The sequence below is a fragment of the Aestuariivirga sp. genome (assembly GCF_041738905.1).
In the GTDB taxonomy this organism is placed as follows: Bacteria; Pseudomonadota; Alphaproteobacteria; order Rhizobiales; family Aestuariivirgaceae; genus Aestuariivirga.
This window is the reverse complement of record NZ_JBGSOZ010000086.1, coordinates 1-12,849: the sequence shown is the minus strand read 5'-3', so window position 1 is coordinate 12,849 and position 12,849 is coordinate 1. Positions and strand designations below refer to the sequence as shown.

Below are 12,849 nucleotides of genomic sequence, written 5' to 3'. Positions count from 1 at the left end.
GGCCGCTCAATACCGGCGCCGCGCGGCTGGCGGCGGCAGCTGCGTTGAAGACCGGCGCCGGGCTGGTGACGCTGCAAGGCACGCGCGAGGCGCTGGCGGTTCATGCGGCACATGTCACCGCCATCATGCTGTCCGACACCGCTCTTGGCGTGATGCTGGAAGACCGGCGCAAGAATGCCGTCTGCATCGGTCCCGCTGGAGGCGTAGGAGATGCGACGCGGGCCAATGTGCTGGCGGCACTCGCGAGCGGTGCCTCGGTTGTTCTCGATGCCGATGCGTTGACGTCCTTCGGACAAATCCCGGACGCGCTCTTCAAGGCGATTGCCACCATCCCCGAACGGCCCGTGGTGATGACCCCTCATGATGGCGAATTCATCAGGCTGTTCAACGGTTTGTTGCCGGAATCGGACTCAAGGCTTCAACGCGCCCGTGAGGCCGCAAGGCGCTCTGGCGCGGTGATCGTGCTGAAGGGGCCCGATACGGTGATCGCGGCACCCGATGGCAGGGCGAGGATCAATGCCAACGCGCCGCCTTCGCTCGCCACCGCCGGATCGGGCGATGTGCTGGCAGGCATCGTGACGGGACTTCTGGCTCAAGGCATGAGCGGCTTCGATGCCGCCTGTGTCGCCGTGTGGTGTCACGGTGAAGCAGCAAACCGGCACGGGGACCACGGCCTGACGGCAGAGTCGCTGCTCGCATTCCTATGAACCGTCCGCTTGTCCTGCTCCTCGTCACCGGCATCGCCTTCGGCTGCAATTTCCCGCTTGGCAAGCTGGCGCCAGCGGCGGGCGTCAATCCGGCACTCTGGGCCATCGTCATCTGCCTTGGTGCCGGAACCGCGCTGCTCATCGTCACCCGTCTGGTCGAGACGGCGCCGCCGGTCCCCGGCATCCTGCGCTATGCGGCGATCTCGGGACTGGTCTCCAACGTCATTCCGCTGTTCCTCACCTTCGCCGCCATACCGCACATTGGCAGCGGGCTGGCCGCCGTTCTCGTGGCGACATCGCCGGTCACCACGGCACTCCTGTCCATGCTGCTGAAGGTGAGGCCGCCCACGCTCCTCGGACTGGGCGGCATCGCTCTGGGGCTTGCGGGAGCCCTCGTCATCATCGTCGGCCGCAGCTCCGGCATCGCGGGAGGTGACCTCCGCTGGCTGTTGCTCGCCGGGCTGATCCCGGTGTTTCTCGGGGCAGGCAATGTCTATCGCACCTGGGCCTGGCCAAAGGGAGCCGGTCCGATGCGGCTCGGCGCCATTGTCAATCTCGCCGCCGTGCCGCCGCTGGCCGTTTTGGGCTTCGCCTGGAGCGGTTTCGATCTCGCGCCGCTGCTGACCGTGCCCTGGCTGGTCGTGGCACAACTGGCCGCTTCGACCATCATGTACCTCACCTTCTTCCGCTTGCAGGCTGCAGGCGGGCCGACCTACCTCTCGCAGATCGGCTATGTGGCGGCGGCCCTGAGCGTCGCCATCGGCGTGGCATTTCTGGGCGAAACCTACCCGGCCATCGTCTGGGCTGGCGTCGCGGTAGTCGCCGCAGGGATTGCGCTCTCGACACTGGCGCAAGCCCGTGCGGCGCGGGCCTGAAAGCTGCACACCAAGGTGTCGCGACACTGTCGGTATGGTTGAAGGCCTTTCGGACAATGCTGCGGCGTTGCGAAGGAATCTTAAACGCCGTACCGTCCCGATCTGCACGATCCCGGGACCATGAGAAACAGGGTTTGGTCGGTATGATTGCATTCCCGCCATGGAACCGGAATCGGTTGTCTTTCTTCTCTTGGAGTGCGGGAACCCCTCTGCTATAGACCGCGCCCATTGCAGCGGCCCGGAGCTAATCCTCGTGCGCGGGCGTGGTGAAATTGGCAGACACGCAGGATTTAGGTTCCTGTGGGGAAACCCGTGGGGGTTCAAGTCCCTCCGCCCGCACCATGCACGAGCAGAACCGGCGCCAAGGCCCATGATTTAGAGACGGAAGCAGGAACGATGCAGGTTACCGAGACGCTCAGCGCTGGCCTCAAGCGCGAATACCAGGTGGTGGTGAACGCCGCCGAGCTCGACAAGCAGCTGAACGACAAGCTGGCCGACATGTCGAAGCGCGCCAACATCAAGGGCTTCCGCCCCGGCAAGGTGCCCGTGCATCACCTGAAGCGCGTCTATGGCAAGTCGGCCATGGCCGAAGTCGTGCAGGAGGCGATCGACCAGCAGTCGAAGGCGCTCCTCGAGGACAAGAAGCTGAAGCCCGCCTACCAGCCGGAAGTGAAGCTGCCCGAGAACCAGGATGAAGTGAACGCCATCATGGAAGGCAAGGGCGACCTGTCCTTCTCTGTGGCGCTCGAAGTCATTCCGGATTTCGAAGTCAAGGACCATGCCGGCCTCGATCTCGTCCGCCATGTGGTGGAAGTGACCGAGGACCAGATCGGCGAGACGCTGACGCGCCTGTCGAGCCAGTCCAAGAACTTCGAGGAGAAGGCCGGCGCTGCCGAGAAGGGCGACCGCCTCACCATCAACTTCGCCGGCACCATCGACGGCGTCGCCTTCGAGGGCGGCACCGCCGAGGACGTGGCGCTGGAAATCGGCTCGGGTCAGTTCATCCCCGGCTTCGAAGACCAGCTCATCGGTGCCAAGGCCGGTGACGACCTCACGGTGAAGGTGACTTTCCCGGAAAGCTATGGCGTCCAGGAACTCGCCGGCAAGGCCGCTGAGTTCGCCACCAAGGTGACCAAGGTCGAAGGCCCCAAGGAAACCGTCATCGACGACGAGTTCGCCAAGAAGATGGGCTTCGAGGACCTCGCCAAGCTCAAGGACATGGTGAAGGAGCGCATGGGCCAGGAGTTCGCCCAGATGACCACCATGAAGCTGAAGCGCGACGTGCTCGACGCGCTCGACAAGGAATACACCTTCGAACTGCCCGAGAAGCTGGTGGACGCCGAGTTCAACGGCATCTGGAACGCGCTGACCCAGGAAATGGCACGCGCATCGAAGTCCTTCGCCGACGAGAACACGACGGAAGAGGATGCCCGCAAGGAGTATCGCGCCATCGCCGAGCGCCGTGTGCGCCTTGGCCTGGTGCTCGGCACCATGGGCGAGAAGGAGGGCGTTCAGGTCTCCGAGCAGGAACTGCAGAACGCCCTGATGAGCCGCATGCGCCAGTTCCCCGGCCAGGAGAAGATGGTCATCGACTATTACCGCAAGAACCCGCAGGCCATGATGGAACTGCGTGGACCCATCTTCGAGCAGAAGGTCGTCGATGCGATCGTGTCGAAGGCTAACGTGTCTGACAAGACCGTCACCAAGGACGAGCTTCAGGCCATGGTTCAGGACGAAGACGAGGTTCCGGGCGAGGCAGCCTGAGCTTCATCCGTCAACGGACGAGTTATTGCAAACGGCCGGAGATCTCCGGCCGTTTTGCTTTTCTGGCCTCCCAATGCTGAAAGCGGCCATCTGTTGACCTCATGGAAAGTTGCTGACATCGTCTCGGCCAAAGGCGGAGTGCCGGCATGCCCACTTACAATCAGTTCTTCGACAAGCTCGGGCTTCTGGAGTCCGGCGACGACTATTCCTTTGTCGACCTCGACGAAAATCTCGGCCGCTACCGGATGGGCGAGCGGGCTCTCACAGACACAGGCTTCGTGTACCCGGACGGCATCCCGGCGAACAACGACTATTCAGGTGAGTGGACGGGCAAGCTCGGGGTGTTCAGCGCTAGGGAATTTCTCGCCGACGAGAAGGCGCAGGATGCCGCAATCAAGCTCTACATGGACGTGCTGTGGAACAGTCTGGGCGCCTTCACCCGCTTTGAGGGCCAGGTGATCGATGGCATTGCGATCACCACGTCGGGTCTTGCTGCCGGCGCCTATCTCGTTGGGCCCAGCGGCATGAAGTCTTTCCTCAACACCGGCGGCGATACAGTTCCTAAGGATGGTGATGGCGTCTCTGTCGTCAAATATCTGAAACAGCTCGGCGGATTCACCACGCCATTCATCGTCGATCACTCCGGCAACGAGAGCATTGCCGGCGGCAGCGGCAAGGACATATTGAGCGGTTTCGACGGCGATGACACGCTGAGCGGCGCCAGCGACGATGACGTGCTGAAGGGTGGCAGTGGAAATGACACGCTGAGCGGCGACATCGGGGATGATACCCTGAATGGTGGCAGCGGCGTTGATGCCCTCGACGGAGGCGACGGTGACGACATCATGAATGGTGGCGATCAGGCCGATACACTGCAAGGTGGGATCGGTGATGACACGCTCAACGGCGGGGCGGGTGTTGATACTCTGCACGGCGGCGACGGCGAAGACATACTGAGCGGCGATATCGCAAATGATACCCTGAATGGTGGCATTGGTAGTGATGCTCTGTATGGCGGAGACGGTGATGACATCCTGAATGGAGATGATCAGGCCGATACCCTGCAAGGTGGGATCGGTGATGACTCGCTCGACGGCGGGGCGGGTGTTGATACTCTGGATGGTGGCGATGGCGATGACATTCTGAATGGTGGCAATCAGGATGACACGCTGCAGGGCGGGTTCGGCAACGATACGCTCAACGGCGGCATCGGCAACGATACCCTGAATGGCGGCAGTGGTGTTGACGCTCTGGACGGTGGCGACGGCGATGACATTCTGAATGGCGGCGAACAGGCTGATACGTTGCAGGGCGGCACTGGCAACGACAGGCTGAACGGTGGAACAGGTGTGGATACCCTGAATGGTGGCGACGGTGATGATACTCTGAACGGCGACGTTGGTAACGACACGCTGAATGGCGGCCTTGGCGTTGATGCCCTGGACGGTGGGGATGGTGACGACATTCTGAATGGCGATGAACAGGCCGACACGTTGCAGGGTGGAATCGGCAACGATACGCTGAACGGTGGAACAGGTGCTGATACACTAAACGGTGGAGAGGGCGACGACGTTCTGAATGGTGGCGAACAGGCTGACACGCTGCAGGGTGGAATTGGCAATGACATGCTGAATGGCGGCGGCGGCGCGGATTTCATCGCAGGCGGCAACGGAAACGACATTCTGAACGGTGGCACCGGCGCCGACGCGATGCAGGGTGGTATCGGCAACGATACTTACTTCTTGTCCGAAGCAGCCGACATCGTGTCGGAGAGTGCCAGCGGCGGCCTCGACACTGTCATCGTCAAGGCGGGCGGGAGCTTTGCCTTCGAGAACATCGAGCGTCTCGAAATCAGCACGGCAGGCGCCCAGGACGTTACCGTCCAGTCCGCTGACTTGCGTGAATTCGTGTTCGACAGCGAGGGTGGTTCGATCACTTTCAAGCTATCGGAGGCGCCGGCCGAAGCAATCCTGAACATCGTGTGCGGCACGGGAGCGGATACGTTCGTATTCAAGGCGGGGGCCTTTGCCGCCGCGACCGGGGTTTTCGACAACGGCGAGAAGATCGGATATTTCTGGGGATTCGACTTCGAGAATCTTGGAGCGAATGACCGGATTGACATCCGCAGCCTCGGTATTGAGCAGATCGTGTCCGGCAATATCAACCTGAATACCGATGGACAATTCCTCATGGCCCCGGGATCGCGCATCAATTTTGCGGACCAGTTCTTCACCAACACCACGGAGTCGTGGTGGTATCTGGACAGCGTGACCGGACTTTACTCGCCCAGCTTCACCGGCGACATCGTGGCCCAGAACTTCATCGTGTGAGGACCGGACCTGCACGCGTACTTCAGGAACCGGCCCTTGTTTCCAAGGGAACAGTGAGAGCGGCCGGTCTTGCGCTAGTCAGGTGTCATCAGGCACAACATGTACAGCGCAGGGAGCCAGAAGATGACCGTTTCATTCGCCACGCAGGCCGTAAGCTACCTTGAAGACCGCGCCGATGGCGGGTTTGCCTGGAACGTGGCCTATGACCTGAGCGCCAACGGTTCGGCCGTGAACGTGGAACTCCGGATCGATCTCGTGGGGGCCAATCCGGGCGCCACGGCGGAGGTGTGGGAAAAGGGCGCCGAGGCGATCTGGAACGAGAAGGTCTTCTTCTCGGATGGCAAGCAGCTCTACGCGTTCACCTTCGATGTCGATTTCGTCAACAGTAACGCGCATCATACCGTCGAGGTCCATGCCGGCGCCGGACGTGACGACATGGCGAACTGGTACCTGCAGCAACCCGACTGGGGCCAGGACTTCCTCGACGAGATCGGCGCTCACGAGATGGGCCACATGCTCGGCTATTTCGATGAATATGCGGGCGGCGCCACCTTCGGCGGCTTCACCACCACCGGCACGCTGATGTCCGACCTATCGCTCGTGGGCTTCGCGGATTATGTCTTCGGCATCGAGTTCTTTGCCGAGCAGGCCAGCGGCCAGACTCTGTCGGCCGTACTGGCCGATCTTGGAACCGCGGGCACCGATACGATCCGCGGCGGCGCGGGCCTCGATGGTATCTATGGGCTTGCCGGCAACGACAGAATTTCGGGCCTCGGCGGCGCTGACTTCATCAATGGCGGCGGCGGAGCCGACGTTCTTGCCGGCGGTGGTGGCAAGGACACGCTGATCGGCGCCAACGGCAACGACCGGATGAACGGAGGCGGCGGCTCCGATTTGCTCGACGGCGGCCTCGGCTTCGACACGTTCGTCTTCAGTGCCGCGCTGGGCAAGTCCAACATCGACACCATCGCCAGTTTCGACACCGCCAATGACACGATCGAACTCGACAACGCGACCTTCACCGGGCTTCGCGGCACGACGCTCGCGGCCTCGGCCTTCCACATCGGTGCGAGCGCGGCGGACGCCGGCGACCGCGTCATCTTCAATGCGAACTCGGGCGCGCTGCTGTTCGATGCCGACGGCAGGGGCGGCGACGCGGCCATCCAGTTCGCGGTGATCGAGACGCTGACCGGATCGCTCTCGGCCTCCGACTTCGCCATCATCTGACGGACCAATGGCCTGATACTCACGGTGCGGGCAACGCGTGTTCTACGGTCTGACAGTTGTCCGCGGCCCGACAGAAACGCCGGGGAGTCTTAACCCTCCCGGTGAAGGGGCTTCCATCCACACTCAGGCTCCCCTATCTATGGTGGCCAATCTGAAACCGATTCATCCGAAAGATATCCATGCGCGATCCCGTCGACATCCTCACCACCGGCGCCTTCTGGCCCTCCGTCATCCAGCAGGAAAGCCGGGGCGAGCGCGTCTATGACCTTCCCTCGCGCCTTCTTCGCGAGCGCATCATCTTCATCACGGGGCCCATCGACGATACCGTCGCGGCCTCGATCTGCATGCAGTTGCTGTTTCTTGAGGCGGAGAACCCCAAGAAGGAAATCTCCATGTATATCAACAGCCCGGGCGGTGTCGTCACCTCCGGAATGTCGATCTACGACACGATGCAGTTCATCCGCTGCCCGGTGTCCACCACCGTCATGGGGCAGGCGGCTTCGATGGGCTCGCTGCTGCTCACGGCGGGCGAGAAGGGCATGCGCTTTGCCCTGCCGAACGCCCGCATCATGGTCCACCAGCCGTCTGGCGGCTATCAGGGCCAGGTCACCGACATCATGATTCACGCCCGCGAGGTGGAGAGCCTGAAGCGCCGCCTCAACGAGATTTATGTGAACCACACGGGCCGCGACTACCAGACCATCGAGGACGCGCTGGAGCGCGACAACTTCTTCACGGCTGAAGCCGCGCTGGCCTTCGGCCTCATCGACAAGGTGATCGACAAGCGTGCGGCGCCGCCCGAAGGAAAGTGAGCGGCGAACGCTGCGACTTCAGGTTGAGCTTTGGTAGATGTGGTAATCAAGTCTTGATTAACCATATGTGCCCATGCTCATGTATTCATTGAGTCCGGTTACGCCCGGTACCTGTTAGACTGAACTGCGACAATCGCGGTGAAGTCTCGTTAAAGCCTGCATGCGTATCATGCAGCATTCTGTCCAAGGAGAGCATATGAGTAAGGCAACGGGGAGCGACAACAAGAACACCTTGTACTGCTCCTTCTGCGGAAAGAGCCAGCACGAGGTCCGCAAGCTGATCGCCGGGCCGACTGTGTTCATCTGCGATGAATGCGTCGAACTCTGCATGGACATCATCCGCGAGGAGAACAAGACCTCGCTGGCGAAATCCAAGGACGGCGTGCCGACTCCGCACGAGATCCGCAAGGTGCTTGATGACTATGTCATCGGCCAGGAGTACGCCAAGAAGGTGCTCTCGGTGGCGGTCCACAACCACTACAAGAGGTTGAATCACGCCCAGAAGCAGAATGACGTCGAACTGGCAAAGTCGAACATCATGCTCGTTGGCCCCACGGGCTCGGGCAAGACGCTGCTGGCGCAGACCCTGGCCCGCATCCTCGACGTGCCCTTCACCATGGCCGATGCGACGACGCTGACCGAAGCCGGCTACGTCGGCGAGGACGTCGAGAACATCATCCTGAAGCTGCTCCAGTCGGCCGACTACAATGTCGAGCGCGCCCAGCGCGGGATCGTCTACATCGACGAAGTCGACAAGATCAGCCGCAAGTCGGACAATCCCTCGATCACCCGTGATGTCTCGGGCGAGGGCGTCCAGCAGGCGCTCCTCAAGATCATGGAAGGCACGGTGGCGTCAGTGCCGCCGCAGGGTGGCCGCAAGCATCCCCAGCAGGAATTCCTGCAGGTCGATACGACGAACATCCTGTTCATCTGCGGTGGCGCCTTTGCCGGCCTCGAGCGCATCATCAATCAGCGCTCCAAGGGTTCGGGCCTGGGCTTCGGGGCAGAACTCCGCTCGCCGGAAGACCGCCGCACCGGCGCCGTACTACGTGAGCTGGAACCGGAGGATCTTCTCAAGTTCGGCCTCATCCCCGAATTCGTAGGCCGTCTGCCTGTCGTGGCGACGCTCGAGGACCTCGACGAGCCGGCCCTCATGCAGATCCTGACGGAGCCGAAGAACGCGCTGGTGAAGCAGTATCAGCGGCTCTTCGAGATGGAGGGCGTCAAGCTCACCTTCCCGGACGAGGCGCTCCATGCGATTTCCCGCCGCGCCATCGAGCGCAAGACGGGTGCCCGCGGCCTGCGCTCCATCATGGAATCGATCCTCCTTGAAACCATGTTCGACCTCCCCGCCATGAACGGGGTGGAAGAGGTGGTGATCTCGAAGGACGTGGTCGACGGCACGGCGAAGCCCCTGCTGATCTATGCCGACAAGCAGAACGGCAAGGCCACCGCCTCTGCCTGATCGCTCCAGAAACGTGTTTCGAGAACGGCCGGGCTCAGTCCTGGCCGTTCTTGCTTTTGGAGTTGCTGTAACATGCCGGTTCCGCAGGGCTTGTTACATGTAAACTGGCTTAGTCTGCCCGCATGACGGTTGTGGAAATGCGTCCGGGGCCCTTCCCGTCTGGGAAGAGCCCCGGTTCCGCTCTGCCGCGTGCCCCCTCAGTTGCCGGTGGACACACCGAGCGCGGCAAAGGATTTGCGAAGAGACGCCCCCAGGGGATCGCTGGAGGGAAAACAGGTCAAGCGCGATACGAGGCCATCGAGGCTGCGGACGGCTTCGTCCGACACGACATGATAGGCCAGCAGGACCAGCCCGGCATGGCCACCCAGCATGGCGCAGACGGCATCCGAGGGTGACAGGGGCTCATATGAGATGGGCTGCCACTCCGGCGCCGCCGTCTCCAGCCCGATCTTGGCCGCCCGGAGCCGGGCGCAATCGGTCGCATCGGCGATCCACAGGCTCCAGGTTACGTCCGGCCATTCTTCCAGTACCGGGAGCACCCATTTCGACATGGCCAGCGCTTCAGCCACGGATTCGCAGCGCGCGACGACAATGTCCTGCTCGGCGGGGGCCGCCGGGTTGATCGACTTCATGGGGAAAACAGCGCTCATGTTCATGACGAGCATCACGTAGGTTATCCAAACCGCTTTGAGGATGTTACGGCACGCAAGTAACGTGTTAAGTGCTCCTCAGGGATGGGTTGAATGGCTTTGACGAGGGAACAGAAGTCGTCTGGAACGGCCGTCACGGAGGCGGTGCGGTCCGGCCTGCCTGACCCTGCCCGTGTCAGGGCACATCTGCAGCGCGTCCTTGCCTTTGGTGACTTTGCCTCGGCCCCGCAGCTCTCGTCCTTCCTCACCTACATCATCGAGCAGAAGCTTGAGGGCCAGGAAGACCGCATCAAGGCTTATTCGATCGCCACCGAAGCCCTGGGCCGGCCCCCGAGCTTCGATCCGCAGCAGGACCCGATCGTGCGCGTTCAGGCCCGCCGGCTGCGGCAAGCGCTCCAGGCCTACTATGCCTCGCCGGAGGCCGATCCGGACTTGCGGATCGTGATCGCCACCGGAAACTACGTCCCGCAATTCGAGCTGGCTGAAGCGCAACCGGCCGCGATCACCCCGCAATTGCCCCCGGCCTCCCAGGCGCCTGCAGCGCAGTCTGCCGTTTCCATTCCGCGCTGGATCTGGCCGGCAGCGGCGGTTCTGGTCCTGCTGGCGGGCTTCGCCATGTGGAAGCTGGTGCCCGGACTCAGGCCGGAACTCGATCCCTATCTCTGGGAGCGGCCGCCGACCGAAGCCAATCCTCTCGGCATGCCGGCCATCGTGGTCACGGTCGCCTCCGAACGCCAGATGCCCGGCTGGTTCTCGCCCGAGCTTTTCGCCAAGGGACTGGAAGCCAACCTCTCGCGCTTCGACGAGTTCGTGGTATTGGCACCGGTCGAGAATCGGCCGCTCGCGGATACCGACTACCGACTCGACCTGACCTTCACAGGAGCGCCTTCGGCGGTGATTGGTACCGCCAGGCTGGTGCGCGGCCTTTCCGGCCAGATCGTCTGGAGCAATCGCTTCACTGTTCCGGAGGATTCAATTGACAGCTACGAACTGCTCGATGGCTCCCGCAAACTCGCGTCCACCATCGGCCAGCCCTATGGTGTGCTCTATTCGCAGGTGCTGGGCGATTCCCGCCGCACTGCCGACCAGACCTGCCTGCTGGCCGGCGACGAGTGGTTTCAGGTGCCTTCGCGTGACAAGATCGAGCCCATCCGGAAGTGCCTGACCGACATGATCGAGCGCAAGCCCGGGAACCATGTGGCCTACATGATGCTGGCCTATGTGCATGTGGCCCTGTTCCGCACCCTGCAGGGCGATGGCCCCGAGGAGGAACTGGCCAATGCGCTGACAATGGCCCGCCGGGCCATGGCGCTCAAGCCCGAGAGTGCCGGTACGCGGCAAGTGATGATGGAGGTGCAGTGGGCGCGCGGCAAGTTCGATCTCGCAGAAGAAGAGGGCCGCAAGGCCGTCGCCCTCAATCCGAACAACAGTGACGTGCTGGCCGATTTCGGATGTCGTTTGATCTACAGGGGCAAGTATTCGGAAGGCGAGACCTATACGCGCCGCGCGCTGAGATTGAACAGCCAGCCGCCGGTATGGCACTCCTTCTGCATGTTCGTTGCGGCTTACAATTCGGGCGACTTCGCATCTGCTGCGGCGGTGGCCGATACTCTCGAAGGCCGCCCCGCTCCGGAAGCCTCCATCCCGGTCATCCTGATGGCCATGCGCGACGGTCGGAAAGACAAGGCCGCCACCGCCCTCAAGGGCCTGTTGGCCTACGACCCGGCGATTGCCGTGGACCCATCGGAAGTCTTTGCCAGAATTGGGCTTTTGCCGGATGTGGCGGCGCCCCTCGTGGCCGCCCTGACGGCCCACATGAAGGAGCTTGGACCGTGACCGGCCGCGCGGCGGTGGCGGCATTGAAAATCATTAACCCCGCCTCCATCTCTCCCTGCAAGGCTGATGCTGTTCCCGGGGAAATATGTGCTTAAGATGCATGTGATTCACCCGTTTGCTGCCTGAGGCAAAACCGGGCGCCCTTGTGTGGTGGCAATCTCGCACCAGACTCCGCAGGCGGCCCAAGAAAGGAAAAAAGAATGAGCAACCCCGCTACTCCCGCCGGCAGCCTGGAAACCATTCCAGTCCTTCCGCTCCGCGACATCGTCGTCTTCCCGCACATGATCGTGCCGCTCTTCGTGGGGCGCGAGAAGTCCATCAAGGCGCTGGAAGAGGTGATGCGTGAGGACAAGCGCATTCTGCTCGTCGCGCAGAAGAACCCCGCCGATGACGATCCGGCCTCGGATGCCGTTTATGAAGTCGGCACGCTCGCCCAGGTGCTGCAGCTCCTCAAGCTGCCCGATGGCACGGTGAAGGTGCTGGTCGAAGGCTCCGATCGCGCGCGCGTCCATGGATTTTCGCCCCGCACCGAATTCTTCGAGGCGGAAGTCGAGGTGCTGCCCGCCGATCTCGGCACGCCCGCCGAGACGGAAGCCCTGGCCCGCACCGCCGTCACCCAGTTCGACAGCTATGTGAAGCTGAACAAGAAGGGGCCGCAGGAAGTACTGGCCTCCGTCGGTCAGATCACCGACCACTCCAAGCTCGCCGACACGATTGCTGCGCATCTTGCCATCAAGATTCCCGAGAAGCAGGAGCTTCTGGAGATGAACTCCGTCGCCCAGCGGCTGGAGAAGGTCTATGCGCTGATGGAAGGCGAGATCTCGGTGCTTCAGGTCGAGAAGCGCATCCGCAGCCGCGTCAAGCGCCAGATGGAGAAGACCCAGCGCGAGTACTATCTGAACGAGCAGATGAAGGCCATCCAGAAGGAACTGGGCGATGGCGAAGAGCGCAACGAGATCGACGAGATCGAAGCGCGCGTGAAGAGCACCAAGCTCTCGAAGGAAGCCAAGGAACGCGCCGAGGCCGAGATCAAGAAGCTCAGGCAGATGAGCCCGATGTCGGCGGAAGCCACCGTCGTGCGTAACTATCTTGACTGGATCCTCGGTCTGCCTTGGGGCAAGAATTCCAAGATCAAGACCGATCTCAACAATGCCGAGAAGGTTTTGGAAGGCGATCACTTTGG

At 62.2% G+C, this 12,849-nt stretch carries 10 protein-coding genes and 1 tRNA gene; 10 read left to right on the top strand and 1 reads right to left on the bottom strand.

Features of this window, described 5'->3' with window-relative positions; all coding sequences use genetic code 11:
- The 8 genes from ACEW8Q_RS07605 to clpX all read left to right on the top strand — a co-directional run.
- Positions 1–707: NAD(P)H-hydrate dehydratase (locus ACEW8Q_RS07605; protein ID WP_373503453.1), on the top strand; the 707-nt coding region annotated here is incomplete at its 5' end.
- A complete protein-coding gene (locus ACEW8Q_RS07600; protein ID WP_373503452.1) occupies positions 704–1,582 on the top strand; it encodes a DMT family transporter in 879 nt (292 codons plus the stop codon). The genes ACEW8Q_RS07605 and ACEW8Q_RS07600, both read left to right, overlap by 4 nt.
- Positions 1,583–1,839: 257 nt before the next feature.
- Positions 1,840–1,924 (top strand) — tRNA-Leu (locus ACEW8Q_RS07595).
- Positions 1,925–1,978: 54 nt separating this feature from the next.
- A complete protein-coding gene (gene tig, locus ACEW8Q_RS07590) occupies positions 1,979–3,346 on the top strand; it encodes a trigger factor (RefSeq protein ID WP_373503451.1) in 1,368 nt (455 codons plus the stop codon).
- Between the two features lie 146 nt (positions 3,347–3,492).
- The gene (locus ACEW8Q_RS07585; protein WP_373503450.1) at positions 3,493–5,676 is read left to right on the top strand and encodes a calcium-binding protein; all 2,184 of its coding nucleotides are present in this window, start codon (positions 3,493–3,495) and stop codon (positions 5,674–5,676) included.
- Positions 5,677–5,799: 123 nt separating this feature from the next.
- A complete protein-coding gene (locus ACEW8Q_RS07580) occupies positions 5,800–6,903 on the top strand; it encodes a calcium-binding protein (RefSeq protein ID WP_373503449.1) in 1,104 nt (367 codons plus the stop codon).
- A 179-nt stretch (positions 6,904–7,082) separates the two neighbouring features.
- Positions 7,083–7,715, top strand: a complete 633-nt coding sequence (locus ACEW8Q_RS07575; protein WP_373503448.1) for an ATP-dependent Clp protease proteolytic subunit — start codon at positions 7,083–7,085, stop codon at positions 7,713–7,715.
- A gap of 196 nt (positions 7,716–7,911) precedes the next feature.
- On the top strand, positions 7,912–9,180 hold the full coding sequence (clpX, locus tag ACEW8Q_RS07570) for an ATP-dependent Clp protease ATP-binding subunit ClpX (protein ID WP_373503447.1): 1,269 nt from the start codon (positions 7,912–7,914) through the stop codon (positions 9,178–9,180).
- 197 nt (positions 9,181–9,377) lie between these two features.
- Here clpX and ACEW8Q_RS07565 read toward each other — a convergent pair whose 3' ends face one another.
- Positions 9,378–9,848: a hypothetical protein gene (locus ACEW8Q_RS07565; RefSeq protein WP_373503446.1), complete on the bottom strand. Its 471-nt coding sequence runs from the start codon at positions 9,846–9,848 to the stop codon at positions 9,378–9,380.
- A gap of 75 nt (positions 9,849–9,923) precedes the next feature.
- On the opposite strand from ACEW8Q_RS07565, the gene ACEW8Q_RS07560 reads away from it, so the two are divergent.
- Both ACEW8Q_RS07560 and ACEW8Q_RS07555 read left to right on the top strand, forming a co-directional pair.
- Positions 9,924–11,666, top strand: a complete 1,743-nt coding sequence (locus ACEW8Q_RS07560; RefSeq protein WP_373503445.1) for a hypothetical protein — start codon at positions 9,924–9,926, stop codon at positions 11,664–11,666.
- Positions 11,667–11,866: 200 nt separating this feature from the next.
- On the top strand, positions 11,867–12,849 hold a 983-nt coding region (locus ACEW8Q_RS07555), incomplete at its 3' end, for an LON peptidase substrate-binding domain-containing protein (protein ID WP_373503444.1).

Bases quoted from the DNA above. Each gene is read 5' to 3' on its own strand.
- ACEW8Q_RS07580 (WP_373503449.1), top strand. From the start codon at position 5,800: ATGACCGTTTCATTCGCCACGCAGGCCGTAAGCTACCTTGAAGACCGC.
- ACEW8Q_RS07600 (WP_373503452.1), top strand. From the start codon at position 704: ATGAACCGTCCGCTTGTCCTGCTCCTCGTCACCGGCATCGCCTTCGGC.
- tig (WP_373503451.1), top strand. From the start codon at position 1,979: ATGCAGGTTACCGAGACGCTCAGCGCTGGCCTCAAGCGCGAATACCAG.
- ACEW8Q_RS07560 (WP_373503445.1), top strand. From the start codon at position 9,924: ATGGCTTTGACGAGGGAACAGAAGTCGTCTGGAACGGCCGTCACGGAG.
- ACEW8Q_RS07585 (WP_373503450.1), top strand. From the start codon at position 3,493: ATGCCCACTTACAATCAGTTCTTCGACAAGCTCGGGCTTCTGGAGTCC.
- clpX (WP_373503447.1), top strand. From the start codon at position 7,912: ATGAGTAAGGCAACGGGGAGCGACAACAAGAACACCTTGTACTGCTCC.
- ACEW8Q_RS07575 (WP_373503448.1), top strand. From the start codon at position 7,083: ATGCGCGATCCCGTCGACATCCTCACCACCGGCGCCTTCTGGCCCTCC.